This window comes from Sulfitobacter sp. M22 (genome assembly GCF_021736025.1).
Taxonomy (GTDB): domain Bacteria; phylum Pseudomonadota; class Alphaproteobacteria; order Rhodobacterales; family Rhodobacteraceae; genus Sulfitobacter; species Sulfitobacter litoralis.
In genome coordinates this window covers 1,223,565-1,247,837 of record NZ_WMEC01000001.1, presented here as the reverse complement: position 1 = coordinate 1,247,837, position 24,273 = coordinate 1,223,565, and the positions used below count along the sequence as shown (strand labels likewise).

General features: G+C 57.5%; 21 protein-coding genes and 1 tRNA gene. 10 read left to right on the top strand and 12 right to left on the bottom strand.

All coding sequences use genetic code 11. The annotated features are described in order from the left end of the window. Nucleotides 1-68: 68 nt before the first annotated feature. From GLP52_RS06250 to GLP52_RS06205, 10 genes are all read right to left on the bottom strand, one after another. Nucleotides 69-1,871: a cation:proton antiporter gene (locus GLP52_RS06250; protein WP_237271849.1), complete on the bottom strand. Its 1,803-nt coding sequence runs from the start codon at nt 1,869-1,871 to the stop codon at nt 69-71. A 186-nt stretch (nt 1,872-2,057) separates the two neighbouring features. Next, a complete protein-coding gene (locus tag GLP52_RS06245; protein ID WP_237271848.1) occupies nt 2,058-3,341 on the bottom strand; it encodes a serine hydrolase domain-containing protein in 1,284 nt (427 codons plus the stop codon). A 174-nt stretch (nt 3,342-3,515) separates the two neighbouring features. Next, nucleotides 3,516-4,139 carry a glutathione S-transferase gene (locus GLP52_RS06240; protein WP_237272659.1) on the bottom strand — a complete coding sequence of 208 codons (624 nt, stop codon included), beginning with the start codon at nt 4,137-4,139 and terminating at the stop codon, nt 3,516-3,518. Next, a complete protein-coding gene (locus GLP52_RS06235) occupies nt 4,136-5,065 on the bottom strand; it encodes an AEC family transporter (protein ID WP_237271847.1) in 930 nt (309 codons plus the stop codon). Before GLP52_RS06235 ends, GLP52_RS06240 begins: the two co-directional genes overlap by 4 nt. 111 nt (nt 5,066-5,176) lie before the next feature. Further along, the gene (locus GLP52_RS06230) at nt 5,177-5,974 is read right to left on the bottom strand and encodes an MBL fold metallo-hydrolase (protein WP_237271846.1); all 798 of its coding nucleotides are present in this window, start codon (nt 5,972-5,974) and stop codon (nt 5,177-5,179) included. Continuing rightward, nucleotides 5,974-6,792, bottom strand: coding sequence for a TatD family hydrolase (locus GLP52_RS06225; RefSeq protein ID WP_237271845.1), 819 nt, complete (start codon nt 6,790-6,792; stop codon nt 5,974-5,976). The genes GLP52_RS06230 and GLP52_RS06225 overlap by 1 nt, the downstream gene beginning before the upstream one ends. A gap of 32 nt (nt 6,793-6,824) precedes the next feature. Then, complete coding sequence (locus GLP52_RS06220; RefSeq protein WP_093733754.1) at nt 6,825-7,940, bottom strand: DNA polymerase III subunit delta'; 1,116 nt, start codon at nt 7,938-7,940, stop codon at nt 6,825-6,827. A 39-nt stretch (nt 7,941-7,979) separates the two neighbouring features. Beyond that, entirely contained in the window at nt 7,980-8,618 is a 639-nt protein-coding gene (tmk, locus tag GLP52_RS06215) for a dTMP kinase (protein WP_093733755.1), read from the bottom strand. Continuing rightward, complete coding sequence (locus tag GLP52_RS06210; protein ID WP_093733756.1) at nt 8,615-9,784, bottom strand: D-alanyl-D-alanine carboxypeptidase family protein; 1,170 nt, start codon at nt 9,782-9,784, stop codon at nt 8,615-8,617. The genes tmk and GLP52_RS06210 overlap by 4 nt, the downstream gene beginning before the upstream one ends. 22 nt (nt 9,785-9,806) lie before the next feature. Beyond that, a complete protein-coding gene (locus tag GLP52_RS06205; RefSeq protein WP_237271844.1) occupies nt 9,807-10,607 on the bottom strand; it encodes an SPOR domain-containing protein in 801 nt (266 codons plus the stop codon). Nucleotides 10,608-10,963: 356 nt separating this feature from the next. On the opposite strand from GLP52_RS06205, the gene GLP52_RS06200 reads away from it, so the two are divergent. From GLP52_RS06200 to GLP52_RS06190, 3 genes are all read left to right on the top strand, one after another. Continuing rightward, nucleotides 10,964-11,053, top strand: a tRNA-Ser gene (locus GLP52_RS06200). Nucleotides 11,054-11,262: 209 nt separating this feature from the next. Continuing rightward, nucleotides 11,263-12,948 (top strand): mechanosensitive ion channel family protein, encoded by a 1,686-nt coding sequence (locus GLP52_RS06195; protein ID WP_237271843.1) that lies wholly within the window; start codon nt 11,263-11,265, stop codon nt 12,946-12,948. Between the two features lie 39 nt (nt 12,949-12,987). Beyond that, nucleotides 12,988-14,202, top strand: a complete 1,215-nt coding sequence (locus tag GLP52_RS06190; protein ID WP_237271842.1) for an IS256 family transposase — start codon at nt 12,988-12,990, stop codon at nt 14,200-14,202. A gap of 182 nt (nt 14,203-14,384) precedes the next feature. Here GLP52_RS06190 and GLP52_RS06185 read toward each other — a convergent pair whose 3' ends face one another. Next, nucleotides 14,385-14,879 carry a ferritin-like domain-containing protein gene (locus tag GLP52_RS06185; RefSeq protein ID WP_093733955.1) on the bottom strand — a complete coding sequence of 165 codons (495 nt, stop codon included), beginning with the start codon at nt 14,877-14,879 and terminating at the stop codon, nt 14,385-14,387. Nucleotides 14,880-15,196: 317 nt separating this feature from the next. On the opposite strand from GLP52_RS06185, the gene GLP52_RS06180 reads away from it, so the two are divergent. The 3 genes from GLP52_RS06180 to GLP52_RS06170 are packed head-to-tail and all read left to right on the top strand — an operon-like array spanning nt 15,197 to nt 17,347. Further along, entirely contained in the window at nt 15,197-15,757 is a 561-nt protein-coding gene (locus GLP52_RS06180; RefSeq protein ID WP_237271841.1) for a hypothetical protein, read from the top strand. Next, nucleotides 15,754-16,152 (top strand): phage holin family protein, encoded by a 399-nt coding sequence (locus GLP52_RS06175; RefSeq protein WP_093733953.1) that lies wholly within the window; start codon nt 15,754-15,756, stop codon nt 16,150-16,152. Before GLP52_RS06180 ends, GLP52_RS06175 begins: the two co-directional genes overlap by 4 nt. Further along, nucleotides 16,142-17,347, top strand: a complete 1,206-nt coding sequence (locus tag GLP52_RS06170; RefSeq protein WP_093733952.1) for a DUF3618 domain-containing protein — start codon at nt 16,142-16,144, stop codon at nt 17,345-17,347. Before GLP52_RS06175 ends, GLP52_RS06170 begins: the two co-directional genes overlap by 11 nt. 93 nt (nt 17,348-17,440) lie before the next feature. Here the strand turns inward: GLP52_RS06170 and GLP52_RS06165 are convergent, their stop codons facing one another. Next, entirely contained in the window at nt 17,441-18,316 is an 876-nt protein-coding gene (locus GLP52_RS06165; protein ID WP_237271840.1) for a hypothetical protein, read from the bottom strand. A gap of 387 nt (nt 18,317-18,703) precedes the next feature. On the opposite strand from GLP52_RS06165, the gene GLP52_RS06160 reads away from it, so the two are divergent. From GLP52_RS06160 to GLP52_RS06145, 4 genes are read left to right on the top strand one after another with little or no spacing between them, the layout of a single operon-like run. Further along, nucleotides 18,704-20,074 carry a tyrosine-type recombinase/integrase gene (locus tag GLP52_RS06160; protein WP_237273450.1) on the top strand — a complete coding sequence of 457 codons (1,371 nt, stop codon included), beginning with the start codon at nt 18,704-18,706 and terminating at the stop codon, nt 20,072-20,074. After that, complete coding sequence (locus GLP52_RS06155; protein ID WP_067628035.1) at nt 20,071-23,193, top strand: site-specific integrase; 3,123 nt, start codon at nt 20,071-20,073, stop codon at nt 23,191-23,193. The genes GLP52_RS06160 and GLP52_RS06155 overlap by 4 nt, the downstream gene beginning before the upstream one ends. Before the next feature lie 52 nt (nt 23,194-23,245). Continuing rightward, entirely contained in the window at nt 23,246-23,800 is a 555-nt protein-coding gene (locus tag GLP52_RS06150; RefSeq protein ID WP_237273449.1) for a hypothetical protein, read from the top strand. Further along, nucleotides 23,797-24,273 (top strand): hypothetical protein, encoded by a 477-nt coding sequence (locus GLP52_RS06145; RefSeq protein WP_237273448.1) that lies wholly within the window; start codon nt 23,797-23,799, stop codon nt 24,271-24,273. The genes GLP52_RS06150 and GLP52_RS06145 overlap by 4 nt, the downstream gene beginning before the upstream one ends.

Below are 24,273 nucleotides of genomic sequence, written 5' to 3'. Positions count from 1 at the left end.
TGCAATTGAGGTATATACAAAGCCCAAATACCCGTGGTGGTGGAAATGGGTGGGGGAGACGCAGCCGATCACGCCTCTGGCGGGCGCAGAGCAATGACTTGGATGCCTGCACCGCCTTTGAATTCCTCGTTCTTGCGCATGAACTTGATCTCGCCGCCGGTGGTGATCTGCGCCAGCAAGCGCGCGTCAGGGCTTTCATTGCGCCAGTCCTCCAGCGTGAATTCCTCTGAGAGGCGCGTGCTGCGGAACTGCCATCCTTCGGCCACCAGTTGGCGCAGTTCGGTATGGGTCGCATCAAGCCCTAAAGGACGCCCGCCAAGGGTACGGGGCAATTGGTGGCGGCTGCTTTCGGATTTTTCGCGCATCACTTGAAATACGTTCTCGCGGCCGAATTCCGGGGCAAGGTCGGTGGTGACCAAGGTGTTATAAGCGTCGTTTTCTGTGGCTGCGATCAGGGTCGCATAGCTCACAAGCTCGACCCGCTGCTCTGCCGCCTCGGATAGGATATCGCCTGAAAACGTGTCGATCCCTGCTGCGCGGGCCTTGCGCAGGCGGATGAAGTTGGGGTCGGTCATCAGGACGGGAATGTCCACTTTCTTCAACACTTCGGCCAGTTGCGTGGTCCAGTCGGACCCGCCGATGATGACCACACCGGGCGTATCCGCCCCCGTAAGACCCAGCAGCCGCGCAAAGGGGGCGAGGGTGAAACCGTTCACGACCACCGTCACTGCAACAAGTGCAAAGGCCAGCGGTGCGATCAGGGCGGCGTCTTCGAACCCGAGGCTCAGCAGGCGTTCGCCAAACAGACCCGCCACGGCCACCAGCACCACGCCGCGTGGACCGGTCAGGGCGACCAGCAGTTTCTCACGGAACGGAATGCCCGACCCGATAAGCGAGATGAATACCGTCGCAGGCCGTGCCACCAGCACCACCACGGCCACAAAGACCGCGGCACGCCAATCAAGGTTGCTTAGGGCCTCAACGTCTAGACCTGCGGCCAACAGGATGAACACGCCCGATACCAGCAGCACAGTCGCGTGTTCCTTGAAGCGGCGCATTTCTTCGTAGCTGGGCAGTTTGGAGTTCGCGATCACGATCCCCATAATGGTCACCGCCAGCAGCCCGCTTTCGTGAAGCACCGAATCAGATGCCGCAAAGACCCCCAAGAGCAGGGCAAACAACACCGGCACTTTCATGTATTCCGGAACCCAGCCGCGTTTGAAGGCCCGCGACAGACCAATGCCAGCAGCGACACCGGCAGCTGTGGCCACGGCGGCACCGATCAGCAGCTCAAGCATCGCCTCGGATGCAGTGGTGGCCGTGTTCAGCGCGATCACCACCTCGAACGCCAGCACGGCGGCAAGGGCACCGATGGGGTCGTTCAGGATGGCTTCCCACTGGAGCAAGGTCGCGGGGCGGCGTGACAGCCGCGCGGTGCGCAACAGCGGCGCGATCACCGTGGGGCCGGTCACGATCATGATCCCGCCAAAGACGGCAGAACTGGACCAGCTGAGCCCCGCCACATAATGCAGCGACAGCGCCGACATCAGCCAGCCAAGGGGCGCGCCGATATAGACCAGCCGCCGGACACCGCCGACCGCGTCCTGCAGCGTGTGAAAGTTCAGCGACAGCCCGCCCTCGAACAGGATAATCGCCACGGCGATAGAGATCATCGGCCCCATCAGCGGGCCGATATCCCGTGCGGGATCAAAGATGCCCAGAACCGGCCCGATCAGGATCCCCGCCACCAGCATCAGCACAATCGCCGGCATGCGCAGCCGCCATGCGATCCATTGTGACCCCACCCCGATCGCGCCCACCAATGCGATAGCAGTTACAGGATTTAGCGCGCCGAGTGTTTCTGTTGCCACAATGTGAACCCTTTATAATCAATGCGATGACCTAACGCGCGCCATCACGGTGACAATGGCCGGTATGAAATTCTAGTGGTATTTTTCGCGCCAAGCCAGTGATCTGTCGTCCCAAACGACAAAAGGCCCCCACATTGGGGGCCTTTTGCGCCGGTTCAGCGGCAAGGCGCGCGTGACCCAAGGGGGTCAGTCGTCGATGCGGCTTTCGGCCAAGGTGCTATAGGCGAGGTTCTTGAAGATCAGGCGCAGCGGCCCGCGATTGGCCGGCGACTGGATCATCAACAGGGCAATCATATCTTCAGCGGGGTCCGCATGATAGCCCGTGCCTGCGGCACCGCCCCAGTTGTATTCCCCAGCAGAGCCTGACGACGGCGCATTGCCGGTTTCAAGCCGCACACCGTATCCCAGACCAAAGCCGTACCCGGGGCCGGGCAGGTAATATTTCCCGGGTTTGATGCCTTCAAGGTGGTTCGAGGTCATCAGCTGCACGGTCTTGGGCGACAGCAAACGGGTGCCGTTCAACTCGCCGCCGTTCAGCATCATCTGCGCGAATTTGGCATAGTCATGCACGGTCGACATCAGCCCGCCGCCACCCGACTGGTTTGGTTTGCGCACGCGCGGATCAAATACATCGCGGCTGCCCAGTTTGGCTTGATCGGCGAAGGGTTCGGCGATGCGGGGGAAATCTGCCGCGTCGTCGATATAGAACGCGGTGTCGTCCATCCCCAACGGATCAAAAATACGCGCCTTCATGAACGCTTCGAGCGTTTGGCCCGACGCGACCTCTACCACCGCGCCCAAAACATCTGTGGCGCGGGAATATTCCCATGTGGTGCCGGGGTCATGCTCTAGCGGTAGTGACGCCAGTAGGTTGGCCTGTTCTATCGCAGTGTTGTCCTGCGATCCGACCTCTGCTGCGTTATAGGCCTCGCGTGCTGGACCGGCCCCGAAGAAGCCATAGGTAAGCCCCGAGGTATGGCGCATCAGGTCTTGCACGGTCATCACGCCTTTGGCGGGGCGGGTCACAGGCTTGCCTTCGGCGTCTTTCTCGCCAGTGGCGACCGTCAGTGTTTTATAGGCAGGCAGGTAGGTGGAAACGGGGGCGTTCAGCAGCAGTTTGCCTTCTTCGACCAGCATCATTGCAGCGACGGATGTGATGGGTTTGGTCATGGAATAGATGCGGAACAGCGTGTCTTCGGTCATCGGCTCCCCGTCGGGGGTGCGTTTGCCCATTGTCGATACATGCGCAATCTGACCGTCGCGGATCAACATCAGCACGGCTCCCGGCGTCATCCCCTTGTCGACAAGTGCGCCAAACGTCGCGTCCATCCGCGCCAGGCGGTCAGGGTCGAAGCCCAAGGCAGTCGCGTCGCCGCGTGGCAACTCTTGGGCCCATGCAGGTGTTAGCGTGGCAACGGCGGTGCCAAGGGCCAGCGCCCCGGCGACCAAGCCTGATCTAAAATGTCTCATTATATCTCCTCCCGGTTGTTGTGATCCGGTGGGATCACGATCCAAGGTTAGGAGTGTGCAAGCCGCTGTGGCAACCTGCCTGACGGGTGTCAGGACGTAGCGCGGCGTTCGTGACGTAGGGTAACTTGTGCTGCAATGCAGCGTATATCGGGGCAGGGTGTAACGGTTGCCGTTTTAGGCGGGAAAAACCGTGGGCGCGTCGCCCTCTGCCCATTGCGGGTATTTGTTTATCACGGCGGCAAAACTGTCGGACGTCAGAAACCGCTCTAGCCAAGCCTGAAGCTGTGGCCAGGGCTGCGCGTCGAACCATTGTTTATCGATGAAAGCGAACTGGCGCACGAAGGGGGCAATCGCCATGTCGGCAATGCTGGGGGCGTCAAAAATATGGGTTCCGATTTGCCCGTCCAGTGCCGCCAAGTGGGTCGCCGCCTTAGCGCGCTCTGCCACAGGATCGGCGTCAGGATAGCGGGTGGCGTATTTGGTGCGGTCTAGCGCCTGTTTAAACGGCCCATCGCAACGGCTGATCCAGTCCCATCCCGCGTCAGGCATATCCAGCAGCCCTTCGGGATCGTGTCGGCGCAGCGCCCAGATCATGATGTCGAGGCTTTCGTCGATGACCTTGCCCGTCTCAAGCGCAAGGCAGGGCACCGTTCCACTGGGCGAGGTCGCCAGAAAGGCAGCCGGTTTGTCGCGCAGAACAACTTCGCGCAGCTGCACCTGTTGGCCCCCCGACCGCAAGGCCAGACGCGCACGCATCGCGTAAGGGCACCGGCGAAAGGAATAGAGCACCGGCATCATGGCAGCACGCTCAGCCACAGCCATGCCGTCAGCACCGATCCCATTGTCGCCACCAACACCGAGCTTGCGGCCACACGGCGCGCACGGCCATACATATTGGCGAAGATATAGGCGTTGAACCCCGGTGCCATCGCCGCCGTCAACACGCCCGAGCGGAACAGGTCTTGGGGCAGGCCAAAGCTGCTGCCCATCATCCAGACAATCGCGGGGTGCACCATTAGGGACAAGATACAGACCATCGCGATGGTCTTGGTGTCGCCTTCGGGGCGGTATTGGATCAGCACGCCGCCGAGTGCAAAAAGCGCCGCGGGCAGGGCGGCGCGTACGATCAATGACAGCGCGTCATCGATCACGCCGGGAATCGCCAGCCCGCTCAGGTTCACGGCAAAGCCCGCGATAATGCCCAAGACCAGCGGATTGTGGAACATCGCCCGCGCCACATTGCGCGCTAAAGCGGGGCCGGATTGGCCGCGGTTCCGGACAAACTCCATCACCGTGATCCCCAGCCCGTAGCAGAAAGGCGAGTGGATGGCGATGATCGCGAAGTTCCCGATCAGGGCGTCGGGGCCATAGGCGCGTTCGGTGATGGGCAGGCCGAGCAAGACGGAGTTGGAAAAGAGGCTGCAAAACCCGATGGCGACGCAGTCTTCCCAGTCTCGTTTGAACAAGAACCGCGCACCAAGCAGCCCCAGCGTAAAGCAGACCGCCGCACCGGTGTAAAAGCTGAACAGCAGTCGTGGGTCGAAAGAGGCCGACAGATCCAGATGCGCAATGGACTGGAATAGCAAGCAGGGGATCGCAAAGCTTTGCGCGAACCGCATGACACCGTCGATGCCCGAGACCGGAAAATACCCCCGCCAGACAGAAACATAGCCAAAGCCGATGACAAGGAAGACGGGGAGGATGACTTCGAGAAGGGTTTGCACGTGAAATATGGCCTTGGGTGCGGGAGGCGCTGTTGCAGTGGGGGTTTCACACCCCCACGCCCCCCGTGGAGTTTAGTGGGCAAAATGAAGTCTAGGCAGGCAGGGCGCTGTTTAGACGGGGAAGCTCAGGGTCATGCCGTCAAAGGCAGGTTCGATATGATCGGGAGTTTCCGCGGCCAGCGTGTCATAGTCGAGATCGTTGTGCATATTGGTCAGCACAGCCGTTTGCGGGGCCATCTGTGTGATCCAGTCAAGGGTCTGGGCAAGGTGGCTGTGGGTCGGGTGCGGGGCGCGGCGCAGCGCGTCGACGATCCAGCAGCGCAGGTCCCGCAGGTGGGGCCAGATGTCGTCGGGGATCTGCGCCACATCGGGCAGGTAAGCCACATCGTTGACGCGGAAGCCAAGCGCATCCATCCCGCCATGGTTCACGAGGAAGGGCGTAAAGGTCAGCGGCCCGCCGGGGCCATCAATCGTCACGTCGCCGTCGATGTGGTTCATTTCAAGAATTGGCGGGTAGGACGATCCGGAGGGCTGGATAAAGACGTAGCCAAAACGGTCCAGCAGCGCCTCGCGCGTGGGCGTGTCGGCCCAGACCGGCAGACGTTGGCGCATGTTGATCACGATCATCCGCAGGTCATCCAGCCCGTGCACATGATCGGCGTGGGAATGGGTATAAAGCACTGCGTCCAGCCGTCCGACGCCCGCGTCCAGCAGCTGGCTGCGCATATCGGGGGAGGTGTCGATCAGCACCGATGTTGTGCCTGCGTCCGTGATACGCTCGACAAGGATGGAGCATCTGCGTCTTGCGTTCTTGGGGTTGGCCGGATCGCAGGCACCCCAGTGCCCGCCAAGGCGCGGCACCCCGCCAGACGAGCCGCAGCCCAGAATGGTGATCTTCATCTGCGCCATCAGGCGGCGTCCTGATACTGTGCAACCTTGGTAAACAGCCGGTCAAAATTCGCCTGCGTCTGCGCGGCAAAGCTGGCATAATCGATGCCAAAGGTTTCGGCACCACGCCGTGCCGTGTGCGCGGTAAAGGCAGGTTCATTCCGTCTACCGCGATGCGGGGGCGGGGCCAGATAAGGGCTGTCGGTTTCCACCAATATCCGGTCCAGCGGTGCCTCGGCAAAGATGTCGCGCAGGTCTTGGGATTTGGGGAAAGCGGTAATGCCCGACATCGACAGGTAGAACCCCAGATCCAGCGCCGCACGGCCAAGCGCTTGTGTCGAAGAGAAGCAGTGCATCACGCAGGGGTAGGCACCGTTGGCGTGCTCCTCTCTGAGGATGCGGGCCATATCGTCATCGGCGTCGCGGGCGTGGATGATCAGGGGCAGGCCGCTGTCACGGGACGCGGCGATATGGGTGCGCAGGCTGGTTTGCTGCGCTTCGGCGCTGTCTGCGGTGTAGTGGTAATCCAGCCCCGTTTCGCCAATGCCCACCATCTTGGGGTGTTTGGTCAGGGCCATCAGATCGTCATAGCTGGCCATGGGCTCGGTCGCGACGCTCATCGGGTGGGTGCCAGCGGCATAAAAGACCGGAGCGTGAGCCTCGGCGATGGCCCGCACGGCGGGTTCGTTCTTGAGCTTGGTGCAGATGGTGACCATGCGCGTGACGCCTGCGGCTTGGGCGCGGGCAATCACATCGGGCAGTTCGCCGTCGAAATCGGGAAAATCCAGGTGGCAATGACTGTCGGTGATCGGGTGAATGTCGAGAGTACTGTCTGTCATGCCTAGTGTCCTGCCTGTTCGTCTTGTGTGGGCTAGCGGGGTGCGGCGTCGCCCATCTTGAACAGGGTATCTAGGACCAGTGCGGCAGGGTCAAGGTTGACCGCCATCCCGTGACGCGCACGGGTGCCGATGTCGTGGGCGGTCTCTGCCCAGACCCGTCCTTGGGCCGGTGTGGGCGACAGTCGGGCCAGCACCGCGGCCTCGTTCGGGGCGGCGGCGGTTTCAGGCGGGTGGCCAAGGGCACCGGTGCGCGCCAGTCGCAGCATCAGCAGATCAACAAGCGTGAACAGCAGCGACAGTTTCTCTTCGGCCCCGCGGGCGGCGGCGGCCTCTGCCAGTTTGAGCGCGCGGGCGCGGTCCAGACGGGGCATCGTATCGAGCAGGGCGACCAGTTCGCCATACATCGCCAGCCCGCCCATCAGCGACAGGGACAGCGCGCCGCCCACTGACCCGCCAGAAAGCGCCGCGAGCGCTGCGGGATCGCCCTGAATGTCCACCTCTGACTGGCCGAGCGCCAGTGCCATGTCGTCCGGCGTCAGCGTACCAAGCCGCAGGGTCCGACAGCGCGAGCGGATGGTGGGCAGCAACCCTGAAGGGCGGTGGCTGATCAGCAGCATGATCGCGCGGGCGGGCGGCTCTTCGAGCATCTTGAGCAGAGCGTTGGCGGCGTTGGGGTTCATCAGGTCGGCGTCATCGACGATCACGACACGGCGCCCACCATCGGCGGCGGACATCTGGAAGAACCCGTTCAGCTTGCGAATGTCATCCACCACGATCTGCTTGCGCAGACGCTTGGTTTTCTCGTCCAACGACCGTGTTATTACCTTAAGAGCCCCTTCGCCCCCTGCGGCCACACGACGCGCTACAGGGTGGTCGGGATCGATATCGAGGCTGGTGGGGGCGGGGGTGTCGAACATGCCGCCATCATCCGCATCAGGGGTCGCTAGCAAAAATCGCGCAATGCGCCACGCCAATGTGGCCTTGCCGACGCCGCGCGGGCCGGTCAGAAGCCAGCCGTGGTGCAGTTTGCCAGAGTTGAACGCATCGAGAAACGCCGCTTCTGCCGCCGATTGGCCGAACAGCTGCGGCGTATCGCGCGGGTGGCGCGCACCGTCGATACGGTCAGGCTGGGGGGCGTCATCACTCATGTCACGTGGTCTAGCAGATTGCAGCGGCAGGAAAAGGGGTTAGCGCGGATCAAGACGCGGGCGCACCTGCGCAAAGATATCCGCAGCCACCTGATCAATCGATTGCGCGCCATTGATGGTCACGAAACGATCGGGGAATTCAGTGGCCAAAGACAGGAACCCTGCGCGCATGGCGACCTGCAGGCTTTCGCCAAAATCCTCGAACCGTTCCTCGACCGTGTTGCGGGATAGGGCACGGCTGAGCCCTTCGCCAGGGTCCATATCGATCAGCACAGTTACATCAGGTTCGACGCCGATCATCAGGCTGTGCAGCTGGTCGACCGCACCGCGCAGATCACCACGGCTGAGGCCCTGATACATGCGGGTGGAATCGGCAAAGCGGTCGCAGATAACGATCTTGCCTGCTTTAAGCGCGGGTTGGATCGTACGTTCAAGATGATCACGACGGGCGGCGGTGAACAGCAGAATTTCGGTCTGTGCAGACCAGCGGTCGGGGTCGCCTTGCAGCACCAGCGCACGGATTTCTTCGGCCCCGGGGGATCCTCCGGGTTCACGGGTCAGCACGACCTGATGTCCGTCAGCCTCTAGCCGGTCCTTCAGCAGTTTAGTCTGGGTTGATTTGCCCGAGCCGTCGATGCCTTCGAAGCTGATGAACAGGCCCTTTGGGGTATCGCTCACGAAGCTGCCTCTGGTCCTTCGTTCAATCGGGTCAGCAGGTGGCGCGCGGCTGCTTCAAGCTTGACCATAAAACCACCCGCCGCGACGCTGTCTTTGGCCACCAGCGGGGCGCGCACTTCGGGCAGGTCGCCACGTGTCAGGACAAGCTCGCCGACGGTCTGGCCTTTGGTGATGGGCGCACGGAGGGGGCCGGTATAAACCACCTCGGCCGAGACATCACTGCCGCCCGAAACAGGCACAAGCACTGACAGATCGTTTTCCAGTTCAAGACCCACAACACCTTGTGCGCCAAGGGCAACAGGGGCTTCGGCAATCATCGTGCCGGCCTTGCCCATCGAGCGTTGCGAAAACTGGCGAAAGGCCCAGTTTACGATCGATTCAGATTCTTGCGCACGTGCCTCGGCGCTGTCGAGACCGGAGAGCACAAACACAATGCGGCGGTCCCCCTGTTTGGCAGAGCCGACAAGCCCATAACCTGCTTCTGACGTATGGCCGGTTTTCAACCCGTCCGCGCCGATGCCAAGCCCCAGCAGCGGGTTGCGGTTGGTCTTGTTTTGTGGCGCGCGCCCGTCAAACAGAAATTCTTGCTGCGAGAACATGGGGTAATACTGCGGGTAATCCTCGATCAGACGGGTGGCCAGCAGCCCCAAATCGCGCAGCGACATGCGGTGACCGGCGGCGGGCCAACCGTTGGAATTTGCGAAGGTTGAATTGGTCATGCCCATCTGCTGCGCTCGTTGCGTCATCAAGCGGGCAAAACCGGCCTCTGACCCATCTGGGCTGAGCGCCTCGGCGATGACTGCACAAGCGTCATTGCCCGACAGCACGATGATCCCGCGCAGCAGGTCTTCGACCTTGACGCGGTCGGTGGTGTCGAGAAACATGGTCGACCCGCCATAGGACATGGCGTGCTGCGAGACGGGCAGCTCTTCGGTCAGATCCAGCCCGCCATTGCTTTTGCCGCGTTCAATCGCTTCGAACGCCATATAAAGCGTCATTAGCTTAGACATAGAGGCCGGCGGCAGCGGTTCATCCGCGTTTTTGGTTAGCAGCACAGTGCCGGTGGTCTGGTCGACCACATAGGCCGCGCGGGCCTGTGTTTCGAACGCCTGCACGGGTAGGGCCAACAGAAGGGTCGCAATCGTGGCTGCAAAAATACGGATCATGGCAGTTTCCTTTGGCGGTGGGTCAGCTCGACACGGCGTAGGCGTCAGAGAACCCTTCGGTCTTGATGGATTTCAGCAAAGTGTTCATCTCGGATTTCGAACCGGCCGGGCCGACGACGACACGCCAGAACGCCTTGCCGTTGATCTCGCTGCGTTTGACGGTGGGCAACATGCCCGCGCTGCGCATCTGGTTGGCGGCGCGTTCGGCATTTGCCTCAACGCTAAAGATACCGATCTGGACAAAGGGTTTCGCCAGCGATGATGTAGGCTTAGTCGCAGCGGGTTTGGGCGCGACGGGCGCGGCGGGCTTCGCCGCTGCCGGGGCGGCTTCGATCGCGGTGCCTGCGGTAACGGCGACGGGGTCCAGTGTGGTCTCGGTCACCTCGGAGGGGGTTTCAATCGTCCCTTCGGGGGCCGCGTCGGGGGCAGGGGTGTCGGCTTCTTGCCGGCGTAGGGCGGTCACGTTCAGAGGTGCTGGTGCCCCAGCAAGGATACCAAGGGCGGCGGCCGCATCCGATGACATTTGCAGCTTGGGGCCGGGCAGGTCGCGTTCACGGCGGAACAGCGCCCCAATCACGAACTTTCCATTGGTTTCGTTGCGGATGATCACACGTTCGGGGTCGGTCACGTCGGGATGTGCCACCCAGACGCCGCCCAGACTGGGGCGACCGTCCCAAAGACCCTGATCGCTGACCGAAAAAACTTCGGGCGCTTCGACATCACGTTCCACCAGTTTCGTAGAGCTAGAGGATGCCGCAGACGCGCCTTTCTGACCGCCGGTCAGATTGTCGACCGCATCACAGCCCGCCAAGGTTGTCATCATCAGCAAGACCCCCACCGTGCAGCGAAGCGGCCGGATGCCTGAAAAGGGGTGAAGCCTGGGGCTGTTCATGTCCGTCGTCCTTGCCTGCTGGCGCGCCGTTATCCGCCGCCGCCTGATCGCGCCGTCAATACGGCATGTTTGATGCCCCATTGCCGGGGTCTTTGCGCTACACTAACGCGGGTGCAGGGGCTTTGGAAAGGCTCACAGCCCCGCGTCGGCAAATTTCCCCACCTACATCGCAACCCGCCCCACATGCGCCTATCTACGCAGTCCAATGGCGCTGACGGCTTAACGACATATCCGTCAATTTCGAGGTTTGCAGAATCAATGGCATCCCTCTATGCGGTGCGTGCTGCGGAGGAGTGGCAGAGTGGTCGAATGCACCGGTCTTGAAAACCGGCGTGCGTGAGAGCGTACCGTGGGTTCGAATCCCACCTCCTCCGCCAATCCCCCCCCCCACCGCAAATCCCGAGCCAACTATAACTTCCACCCTTCGTATGACCGGCGCGACGGCGCGTGTTGTGGCTTGGTACCGCGGTACGATCTCGTAGGTCCAAGATATAGGAACAAAGGTTGGTAGATTGGCCCGGGTGCGCTAGCTCAGTCTCAATGACGACTTGTCACGCGGGTGCGCGACGCCGGAATGGAGAGTGTTTTGATCAATCTGAGATATATCGCGGGGCTGTTGGGCGCGCTGTTGATTTTTGCAACGCCGCTTTGGGCGCAAGATAAGGAAGAGGCTTGCGATAGCGCGCATTGGTATTGCGTCGAGGCGCTGAATGTCGGCTTGCCCGCTGTGCCGTCGGAGATCGATCGGGAAACTCCGCGCGCCACGATGGAGAGCCTGGTGCGGGCGGTCCGGCGTGATGATTGGGTCGGTGCGGCGCATCTGCTTGATCTGTCGGATATACGGGAAGACCGCCAACAGCAGGTCGGCACCTCGTTGATCCGTCAGCTTGAAACTGTGATCAGCCGAAAGACCGTGATTGATTGGGATAAACTGCTGGACCGGCCTGATGCGCTGGACGCGACGGCGACGTCTGATCGGGCGATGGCGGGGACGCCGCGCAAGTCCTTGCTGTTGTGGACGCTGGATATGGAGGACTACCCTGCCTCGATCCGTCTGAACCGGATCAAGGCGGAGGACGGGGAGCCGGTCTGGGTTTTCTCGCGTCACACCGTGCAAAATATCCCGCGTCTTTACGAGCGCTACGGTCCCGGTCGACTTGAAACGATGCTGCCGGACGTGCTGACACAAAACACTGTTGTCGACCTTGCCGTGTGGGAACTGATTGGTCTGCCAGTTCTGATCGTGCTGGCAATCTATGTGGCGCGTCTGGTCTGGCTTCTGACCAGCTGGGTCGCACAACGCATACCGTCGCGATTGGCGCAGCAGATGCTAAACTCGGTGCGCGGGCCCGCCTGCGTTGTTGTCTCGACACTGTTTGTGATGGTGCTCGAGGCCAAGATATTCTCGTTTTCGGCAGAGTTGACAACGATATTGGTGCCGACGGCGTGGCTGGGTCTGATTGGTGCGGGGCTGTGGTTTGTGGTCAACTGCGTCGAGGTGATCTTGGATCATCTGACGAAGGTCGAAGAAACCGACCTGACCCTCAAGGAGGAGGTGCACAAGCGCACCACGGCGACCCGTATTTCAGCCGCGCGTCGTGTGTTCGTTGTGGCGGTGGTCCTGGTTGGCGGCGGTATATTCTTGTCGCAAACCAATGTGTTCCAGAACCTTGGGCTAACGCTGTTGGGCACCGCAGGTGCTGTTACGCTGGTTTTGGGCTTTGCCGCGCGCAGCATCCTGAGCAACATCATGTCATCGCTTCAAATCGCGTTGAACGGGTCCGCCAAGATCGGAGACCGGATCGTGTTCAACGATGCGCTGTGTCATGTTGAACGGATCCATTTCACCTATGTCCAACTACGAGACTGGGACGGAACGCGGCTGGTCGTGCCGGTGACTGAATTCGTTTCCACGCCATTCAAAAACTGGACCATGCAGGAGCCCGAAATGTTGCGGATCGTCAAAATTAAGCTTTCTCACGCGGCTGATGTTGATGCGCTCCGCGATGCTTTCGACAAGGTGATCGACGAGATGGAAGATAAATATATTGGTAAACGCGATGACGCTTGCGTGCGGGTCGGCGGGCAGGATGTCTTGGGTATGGAGGTCTGGTTCCTTGTTCCCTGCGCCGATCCCAATACCTCGTGGGAGGCAGCCTGCGATGCACGCGAAGGCATCGTGGCTGAAATTCACAAGCTCGCTGAAAAGCAGGGAGTGGAATATTTTCCGCAAGTTTCGGCAGCAGAGGAGAGTGTCCGATCTTCTGTGTAATTGCGATCTGGTCCATGCTTCCTGAGAGGAGCAAGGACGATGACCATATCCAAGGAACTGCTGGACGAACTACTGAAGGGCTGCGAGCGGCCTGAAGATCTGCTTGGCGATGCCGGGCTAATGAAAGAGCTCAAGATCAAGCTGATGGAGCGAATGCTCGGTGCTGAGTTGACGTCACATTTGGGCTATGAAGACGGCAAGGATGCCCCGCCTGATCAGACCAACCGTCGCAACGGGTCATCCGCCAAGAGATTGAAGGGGCAAGACGGCGAACTGCCTATCGCTGTGCCACGGGACCGGGACGGTAGCTTCGAACCTGAACTGGTGAAGAAGGGTCAGACCCGCATTGATGGGATGGATGACAAGATCATTGGCCTCTACGCAGCCGGTCTGACGGTCCGCGATATCCGTGCTCATCTTGAGGACGTCTACGGCCTGCAAGTTTCGCCAGACTTGATCAGCCGCGTGACCGATGCGGTGCTGGATGAGGTTCGGGAATGGCAGTCCCGGGCGCTGGACCGGATGTATCCCATCGTCATTTTTGACGCTCTACGGGTCAAAATCCGTGACGCCGATAGCCGCATGGTCAAGAACAAAGCCGTCTACGTGGCCCTTGGCGTCAGCAAGGATGGCGTGCGCGAGGTTCTCGGTCTTTGGATCGCTGACAACGAGGGCGCCAAATTTTGGCTCTCCGTGATGACAGAGCTTAAGAACCGTGGGCTGCAAGACATCCTGATTGCTGTCGTAGACGGCCTCAAGGGTTTCCCTGACGCCATCACTGCAGCCTTTCCGGACACGGCCGTGCAAACGTGCATTGTCCATCTCGTGCGCCACTCGTTGAACTTCTGTGCCTGGAAAGATCGCAAGGAAGTGGCCGCTGATCTACGGCGGATTTACAGCGCCCCTACAGCCGATCAAGCTGGTTTGGAGTTGGATGCCTTCGAGGAAAAATGGGCCGGAAAATATGCCTCCATCGCACCGGCCTGGCGCAGGGCTTGGCAGGAAGTGATCCCGTTCTTTGCTTTTGATCCCGCCATCCGAAAGATCATCTACACCACCAACGCAATTGAAAGCTTGAACCGTGTAATCCGCAAATCGATTAAGACGCGGGGATCGTTCCCGACCGAAGACGCAGCCACGAAGCTGATCTACTTGGCGATCCGCAAGTTTGAGAAAGGCGGCCGAAATGTTCGAGAATGGTTTGCGGCCCGCAATCATTTCGCCATAATGTTTGAGGATCGCTTCAATGCGTGACTGTATCTAAAACCCGCATGGGCCAGACCAGATACACAAAGTTCATGACACTCCCCAGCAGAGGCCAGCTAGGCGCTGCTACATCACAGGTTGTTCGGCACCCCTAGACATAGAAAAAGCCCCGCTGAATTAGCGGGGCTTTTGTGTGCGTAGGGTGGCGGGCAGGGCCAGCCAACGTCGGCTTAGGCAGCAGCTTTGTTCACGCCGCCAGTTGCAATCTCGGTCATGCGGCGATCGCCGTCATAAGTTTGATCCAGACATTCTTGCAAGACCGCACCGTCTTCGTCTTTGCCCAGACGGTTGGCGAACGCCACGAGGCAGCCGTAACCGGCTAGCGCATAGTGTACCATACGTTGGTACTGCGTGATGATCATCGCGTCGCGCACATCGTCGTCGCCAAAATCTTCGTTCAGGACGTGCGCTTTGGCCTCTGCGACCAGACCTTCCATACCTTTGCAATGTTCGCCGCTTGGCTTGATGTCATGGGCGTTACAGATTTCGGCAAGCTTTTCCATACCTTCACTGATGCCATTCGACCCTGCGATCAGAGCTTCGGACAGGTCTTTGTCCGTGGCGGCGCGACCAAGTGCGACGACCACATCAAGCGACTGTTTGTTGGCGCTGTACATATCTTGCAGTTGGTCATGGTACACGTCTTTTAGGCTGTTCATCGACATATCGATCTCCTTTGGGAAGTGATTGCATTCGGTGTCAAACGCCGCAGCGTCCGAATGTGTTCCATGCTGTGTTCAGCGATTATTCGCCTCGCGCGTGCCTATGTACGCCCCCCGATTTTCACCGGCTCGTCGCAGATTTTTTATTGCTTCGGGCGTGTGGGTGCGGAACGAAATTCAGCACCGGCCGTTGGTCCCTCGATGACAGGAACGTGACCAACTAAGGAGAATTCGAATGCATGGAGTTTTTTACCTCATCGGCCTGATCGTGGTCGTTCTCGCCGTTCTCAACCTAGTCGCCTAATCAAAAGGAGCGCACCATGACTGATCACAAAAATAGCAATCCTGCCGGCGCGCAGGACCTGAATGAAAAAGCAAAAGCAACCGCAGCTTCCGCCACGCAAGAGGCGAAAACTCGGGCCAAAGATGTGGCCGATACCGTTGCTTCCGACGCCGCAAGCTATGCAGACGACGCCAAGGGTGCCGCTGCAGACGAAGTTAAGGGCGTGGCCAGCGCATTGCGCACTGCAGCCGACGAATTGCGCAGCGGTTCGCCGCAAGAACGTACCTTTAGCCAGCTTGCAGACGGCCTTGCCGATGCATCGGATTCGATGCGCGACAAAGATCTGGGCGAGATGGTTGGTGCTGTCACCGATTTTGCCAAGCGTAACCCGTTTGTCTTTCTAGGTGGTGCCGCATTGGTGGGCTTCGCCGCAACTCGTTTTGCCAAAGCCTCCGAGACGGGTGCCCGTGGTGAGCGCTATGCCTATGAGGGCCGCGACATGGAACGCCCCGTTCCAACCGAGCGTACGCAGGGTCTGAACACCAATGATGTGGCCGCACCTGCCGTGAACACTACCTCGAAGGGGGGCACACAATGACCACCGATCCTAATAAATCCACAGGAAGTTTGCTGAGCGATGCACTGACCCACGTCAGCTCGCTTGTGCGCAGCGAGGTCGATCTGGCCCGTGCCGAGGTGAATGAAAATCTGAAATCAGCGGGCGCTGCCATCGGTTTGATCGTGGGGGCCGTCATTGTTGCTTTGACAGCATTGAACGTACTGACTGCGGCGCTTGTCGCGGCCTTGACCGAGGCAGGCATTCCCGCCGGCTGGTCTGCATTGATCGTCGGCGTTGCCTTTGCCTTGATCGCCTATCTGATGGCGAGCAAAGGCACCAGCGCTCTCAAGCTCAGCAGCTTGGCACCGAGCCGTGCCACTAAAAACGTAAAGCGCGACGCGCAAGCCGTGAAGGAGGTTTACAATGACAAATGATAGCCGCACGCCCGAAGAAATCGAACGCGAGATCGAACGTGAACGCGCCGGACTGACCAACACCTTGGATGATCTGCAAGATAAATTCTCGGTAGAGACAATTGCCCGCCAGTTTTCGGATCAGTTCCGTGAACATGGTGGTGACATTGGACGGTCGGTCACCGACGCGGTCAAGCGCAATCCTATCGCGCTGGCGCTGACCGGGGCAGGGCTGGCATGGCTGATGGCCGGCGACAGAGCCCCGGGCCGTGACCGTATGGGTACACGTGACAGCTATGACCACCGTGATCCGCGCAACCGCACAAACTACTATGGCGATCGCGACGACCACAGTGGTTTGCCCGTCGCCGCACAGCAGCATGGCGTGATCCCCGCAGGACAGCGCCGCGATCTAGGGCCACAGCCCGGTGATCCGTCCAAACCCTACTATTCGGGCGAAGTCGCACGGTCAGGTGATGTGCCATCTTGGGCACGCCATGACGATGACGACGACACCCCCGGTCTGGCACAACGCGCAGGCGACGCCGCATCGCGCGCAGGTGGTCGCGTATCCGGTGCCGCGTCCAGCGCAGGGTCGACCGTTGCGGGCAAGGCGAAAGGAGCCGCAGGTGCGGTGTCTGATGCCGGTCATTCCGTTGCCTCGGGCGCACGCGACTTCACGTCTTCCACCGCTGATCGCGCCGCGCAGCTACGCCGCCGCCTGGCGGAGGGGACCGAGGATCTGTCCGAAGCCGCACGTGAACGCGTGATTGCAGCCCGTGAAAGCGCCGTGCGTGCACGTGCGTCAGCAGCATCCTATGGTCGCGAAGGCCGTGATCGCGCGGTCGATATCTTCGAAGATCAGCCCTTGGTCGTCGGTGCGCTTGCACTGGCCGTCGGGGCCGCCATTGGCGCGGCATTGCCGCGTAGCCGGACCGAAGACCGTTATATGGGTCAGCACCGCGACCAGCTGATGGCCGATGCAGAGCGTATCTTTGCGGAAGAGAAGTCGAAGCTGGGTAAGGTTGCGCAGGCGGCATCGGACGAGGCCAAGAAAGTCTTGCGCGAAACCAAAGAAGATGCGGACGCCGCTGCCCCCGGTTCCTCAGCTGCAGATGCGTTCGTCGAAAAGGCCAAGGCTTCCGGTCAGCGCGTCGTTGACGCGGCAGAGGCCGAGGCAGACAAACAGAAGGTTGGCGACATCAAAAAGTCCTGAGGTCTCGGTTGAACAAATCGAAAAGCCCGCGCTGGTAAGCGCGGGCTTTTTGCATGTCGAACTAAGATTAACGGTGACCCACGCGTGACGAGCTTACGGCAGAATTACCCGAACCCCGGGAATTTCTTGGATACGCGCGAGGTCTTCATCATAGACCTCTGTCATATCCTCGACCAGTTCTTCGGTCCAGTCGGGCATATCCAGCTCTTCTTCAAGCGCGTCATCTATCGCGTATTTATCTAAAAACGCGGCAATCACCCGCTGGTGTTGGGCCGCAGTGATTTCAGGGTGTGCGGCCAGATAAGACGTAAAGCGTTTCATCCCCTCCGGGCGCATAATCGTTTCGAGCAGGTCAAACTCCCCCTTGAGCGGGGTCGTGGCAGGCAGACCCGCCATGTCGCGCATGATATGTCCCCAGATCAGCGGCGCATCTTCGTTGCACCAGACCGTGATATTAATCTCAGGGGCGGAATCGCGCAGCAATCCCAGCGTGTCTGACCAGCGCACATCCAACGGATCCTTGTCGCCCCAGAACTGTGTCGGAGATTTGTCAGCCGCCACATCATAAAGCACTGGCAAAAGCGTTGCCGGATTGCGGATCCCCATAAAGATCTGCAGTTCGTCATCGGGAAACAACTGTGCCATCCGCATCATACGTACAGGGGCGGCGGGATAGAGCATCCCTTCGACAACAGCCGTAGCGGGGGTGCGAAAGAAATTCGCGTCGGAAAAGATCACCCGATCCGCTTCTGACTCCCCCATGACCGCGTCCAGCAGCACATCCCGCGCCCCGTCAGCAGCCGAGGATTTATGCATCGCATTCAACGTATCGCGAAACAAACCGCGGTAGGTGCTGGGGCTTGGCGTATGTGTTCCTGCCTGGGTCAGTAAATTATGGTTAGATTGCAGGCTTTTCAGCAATCTGTCTTCTTCGGTGTAATGGCCACCTGTGTGCAAAATCAACTGCATGAACGCTTTCCCACCCCTACTGGTACCTGCATTCCAATAGCCTTTTGCGGGACTTGTGTAAAACTGCAAAAAATTGACATTTCCCCTCTTGCACGGCCCGCAGCAATCTCTTAAACGCTCCCTCAGTGCCCCTATAGCTCAGCTGGTAGAGCAACTGATTTGTAATCAGTAGGTCCGCGGTTCTTATCTTACCTTGACATTAGAACGCATTAAAACAGCCCTACACCTCTACCAAATGCTTGAAGCCGTTAACGTTTCCTGACCTTACTGCGCGTATTGACATGCACACCTTAATGTGTATCGTCGGAGCCCCTTTTGGAGGCACTGGAACAAATGAAGAACTTTACACGAGTCCGCTCTAAATGGGGAAAATATGACACCCTTAGGTTGATTGATGACGATGGAGAATTTCTGGATGTCATGGACACGTTTGTGGCCGCACTCATCAAACGCGGAGAAGCTTCTGCGACCGTAGACAGATACTCAAATGTAGTTGCCCAGTTTTTAGACTACCTAGTCGAGGTCGGAGTGTTTGGCCAACCCAGTTCGCGCTACGAGATCCTGAATGCCGTTGACTGGTATTTGGCTGCACGTGTCGCTCGTCCGGATGCACTTAACATTAGCTCTGATGCTGAGGGATACTTCCAAGCTGTTAGCAATTTGAAACAGAAAACATTGAGCCGGAAGTCCGCTCAAAACGCCGCCGCCGCCATAAATCGTTTTCTCGAACTCTCTGATTACTGGTCCACGCTGACAAACGATATGGCTGATTGGGACGGCATCGAAGTCGTTGAAGGAGCTGCACCAATGGAGCTATTCAAGGTTCTGAAGAAAAGCCATCGTTCTGCCACTGAAATTAAGAGAATGATGCAGAAGTCCATGCTGGCGGGTGTAACGCGTTGGAAGCCCAATGGGATCGACAGGCCGAAAGGTGGGATGTCTATATCCAGCAAGATTGGCGGAGAAACATCCAGTAAAGATAATGAAATGCTGGATTATCCCGCAGAATACCTGATGCCTCTTCTCGATGCTGCCAACTGCTTCCGTGATCAAGCCGTCTGGTCACTCATGGCAGGCGCGGGCCTGCGCACAAGTGAAGCCATACAACTACCATGGGAGGCTATCGACTTCGATAATCGGGAGGTCTTCGTCCATGACCCAGAGAGCCATCGATATGCCGACCAATTACCTCAACGATATGCGCGACGGTTTAAGGGGCGCAGATTTTCTGAAACCTATATTATACCTCAGCTACGAGACATATTCTTCGAAGCTCTCGAAAACTATCTTCGATATGAACACAGACCTATCACTCCTGATCGCATGGTCTTTCAGGACATTAGAACGCTCGGGAACGGACGTCCCTATAGCCTCGTGCAGGACAATAATCGAATTAAAGCCTTTCATGCGGCGGGCATTCGATCTGGCGCTCCTCGCAAGCCGAATGGTAAACCATATACGCCCCACTCGCTGCGCCACTTCTACGGCGTGTTCATGCTGAACTTCATTCCAGTTGAAGGAGGATATGGGCTCAGGCTTCCGGAAGTTCAAAAGTTGATGGGTCATGAGGACAGTTCATCGACAGCGCACTACGCGCGTGAAGATCCGATTATTCTTGAGAGCAAACTAAGAATGATCGATCACTTTGCAATGGGACAGACTGACAAAGAGCGCGACATAAGGGCCTGGATTGCCAAGCGGCACACCGACATTGCACAGCGAATGTTGTCCAATATGCCCCATGGAGACAGCATATGATCAACTTGAGCAATCACCTGCTAATCAAGTCCATCAAGCTGTCAGACCTCCACCGAGCCACGACGGATACTGTTGAACGAGCGCGAGTTCGATACGACAAAGAGGGGACCAAGACAGTCCGATACGCGAAGTTCCGGGCGCAAGAGGTCCGTGACGCGGTATTTGCAGGAACCGATCCAACTCGGATCGTTCAAGAGCTGTTCGATCTCGCGCAAGGAGTGAAGAACATCCATAATACACTTGTGCAGAAGCTCAAGTGGTTTGAAACGGCCCCTGAGGGTATAGTTCGCAAAGGACTGCGATCGACCGCAAGACTAGTTTTATTCCGCCTATGGCGAGAGGCGAAGATCATATTACCCATTGGCTTCGGATTTCGAAAGACCGTTAACCTCGAACTGAGGAAAACAATGGGCACGGAGTTGCTGCGCTTCATTTCATCATACGAGGCTGATCAAGACGCGATGAATGATCATGGCGTCCAAGTTGAATATAGAGTTAATCAGCACAGCTTGTCCTGGATTTACTCGACCGACTGGCACAAATTCTCCGACATCACAGTAGAAGAAGTATTCAACCTGAACAGTCATTTGGTTAATCTTCACCAATCTGCTACAGCAAAGTGCCCTCCGCCATCAGTTCTAGTTGTGATTAACATTTTATCTGAAACGAACCTTCTTAGCTTCTCGTCTGAAGAGGTCGAACAACAGATCAAACGCAGAGCAGCAGAATTTTCTGGCAAGCGATCGCAGGACCGAACAACGGAACCATATGTCCACGGGGGGCGTCGCAATTGCGGCTATTTTTCCTTGCCGGTTCACTTAAATGGCACCCGTTGGGAATTTCCAGAATCCGTAGCAATGAATTGGAATGAACTTTTCGAACAGTTCATCGAATACAGACAAAAAAGAGGGTTTGAAGATCACAGGTTTGGGAAAAATCTACACGCTTTCGCTGACTACATCTCATTTTACCTTCCACAAATCTGTCATGAATCGCGGATCGCTCTCCCCCTAATTCGTGCTCCAAAAGACTTCAAGCGTTACCCCTTTTTGGATCAGGTTGGGAAAGCGCAATCATTCCCAACTTTTGTAGACTTCCTGAAGTCGAGAAACCTGACACCGGATAGCCAAAGAACCCACGTTTCGGCTCTCAACAAGTTCTTCGATTGGGTGGCCTATATCTACGGTGATCATGAGTTTGAGCATATCGCGGGAGGCTCGTTTGTTAACCCGATCATACCCGAATTTCTCATTCCGAAAACGAAGAAGCGCTACAAGACGAATAAGATTCCGTTTAAGGCCGACGCCTTCCCCCACCTCATCAAATGGCTTTACACGATTGAGAGCTTCGGCGATCAGCTTACCAAGGAAGACGGAAACCAACTCCTTGGTTTGAAGCTCACCCACTACAACGATCATCATCAGATTCTAACTGACATTCACCAAGTCCCTCTCTGCTATCAGCATCAGGGCGAGACCTTTCAGGTTCACCGTATCCCCCAAGTCCTTCTGGTTGGCTCCAAGAGCGCGGCAAGGGGTTTAAACCTCAGCGCACTGAGGATGGTTATTCTCGCCTTGGACACCGGTCTCCGCTTCCAAAGTTGTCAGTGGATCGATCGCGAGGCTTGGGGAATGCATTTACCCAAACTCACGCCAGACGATGAATATTTTAAGCTCCACATCAACACCGACAAATCGAGAGATGAACCGTGGGATACGATTGTTCCCATTCGAACGTTTCAGATGCTTCAAAGACAACAGGAGTATCTGGAAATGCGTGGAGTGCAATCCAGAAAGTTTCGCTACGAAGGTCGCGAAAGCAGCAGGTTTGGAGATGTAACACCCCTTTTCGTTGATGCTTATGGCAAAGTCATTGCCGACCGTTCTTACGATGATTTTTGGTCTGAGGTTCTCTACGCCTTTACAGCATTTGCCGCTTCTAACACTCTCGGCCTTGATCCAATGATTGAACTTCGAAAGCCGCCAAACGTCAAAGGGGAGATCGACCCAGGGTCAAACAACAGGCAGGGATATCCATATTGCCGAATCCACATAAAGAGGATTCAAACTCCTCATTCCTGCCGTTCAACCTACGTTTCGCGTAGAAGTGGCGCCACGGGCCTGACCGTTATTGCTGATCTCATCGGTCACCTCAATGAAACTACAACCGCCCACTATGACTATCCTGATATGCAAGAGCTTTTGAAAGCATTGAGATCGGCAGAGGAAGACCTTGAACATCCAGAGTTAGCGCGCACAAAAACAGCTACAATCAAGCATGGTCCTGCCGCTATTAAAGCTCGATCCGTCAACAGCGCGCTACAAAAGTCTTTCCGGGCGGACCGAAACGAAACAATTCATCGATTTAGGATGATAAGCTTGTCCTCGGCGTTATCTGAAGCGGACGCGACTGGTATTCAGATCCTGCGGCAGTCTCCTGCGGCCACTATCGTTTTCCGTGATACGCACATCTGCCCGGTAGGCGAAGAGTGCCCCGTGGATGTTATCCAGACTGCTGGAGGCCCTATGCGCTGCGGGGTTTGCAAGCTCTCCTGCAAAAGCATCGATCATCTTCCGGCAATTACCGCCAAAATCCGCGCGCTAAAGTCTCGTATTGCATACAGCAGCAATCTTTTTTTAAGTATCAAAGCGTCTGGAGATCGGAACGAAGAGCTTCATTCAATCGCAGCTCAGAACGAGCTCGACTCCTATGAACTCGCCGGGTGGCAAGAGACGGAGATCGTTCTTCGGGATATGCTCGACGACGACGCAGGTGGCATCCATACAGACGAGCCAGAAATTATAAGAGATCATCTCCAACGAGTTGTTCGCACTTCTGATCAATCGCAGTTCTTGGCGGAACGTCTTCTCGATTCAGATGCTTATCCAGCGCTGATCACCGATGATCTTAGAATTAAAGCGGGACGCCTTCTATCCAGAATCCGCCGCACTGATGTTGAAGAACCTGATCCTGACGCTGAAATAAAAGCGCTTTCAGGGGCTTTAAAATCGCGAATGAAGGCTCTTGGCATCAAACCTTCAGAGGCTGGAACACTCTTGGACAATCCAAAACAACTGTCGGATAAAACACCGCCATCGATTACAGCCGGAGACGATTGACATGCCAGCTCCTAGAGGGTCAAGAAATGCCGCCTTATATCAACAAAGACTCATGGACCATACGGCCAGTAGAGTTGAATTGGCACTATCTGCGCTCAAAAAATCAGGCGCTCTTTTCAGGAATATTACCAACCTCTCCCGACAAGTATCCGGGCAAATCGGCATAAGCGATGTATCTCTACGTCGAAATGAGCGGTATCGAGCTATGCTCGATGAATATCTCGTTTCGCAAAAAGGTGCCGCAAGTATTCTTTCTCCTCTCCACCAGGACCTAACGTTCCTCCGGTCCAAGATCAAAATGCTGCAACTGGAGAATGCGAACAAGGAACAAAAGATCCGAAGGCTTGAATTGGCTCTCTCGAAAGTGGGCTTACCGGAGCCCATCGTCGAAGCCCCCCTCAATTGTAATATCGGCGGTTGGACCTCTCATTTCATACAAACCGCCAACTTGGTGTTGGCCTTGGTGGACTGGGGGGACTTGAAGCTCGACGCGGAGATGCAATCCATCGTTGACGACTACGCGCCACCAGGGAGCGACGTTATCGCAAACGTCAATCTTGCCGGGCCATTCTTTGAATGGCTCGCCGATCAGGAGAAAGGTTCATGACCAAAAATACTGGCGTAGCTCGACTGCTGCGCGCCATTGATATGTTCATGGAGAAATTCGATGCTGAGGAAATTCCGACAAATTCGCGGGGGCAGATTGACTATAAGAACCTTACCCTCACGCTGCGTCAACTTACTTCTGAGGACGGTGAATGGCAGGTTAGAACCGAGGATCGACAGAACTTCTACCGTGAGGAGCTCAAATCCGCCATCGATATCATCACATCCAATTGCCGCATTGCAGAACGCGGAGATTTAGAGATCGACGATATTGCGAAGTCTCGGATCGCCGCCACGGCAAAACGCGCAAAGGCGGACAGAGATGGCGCCGTGGAAGCAAGAGCACAATATGCCGCTGTTCTTCAGAAGCTAAACGAAGCTGAGACAAGACTTACTGCTCTTCAACGTGAAAACGATGGTCTGAAAGCTCAATTCGAAATGGTCAAAGCCGGCTTGCTGCCGAAGGTGAATTAA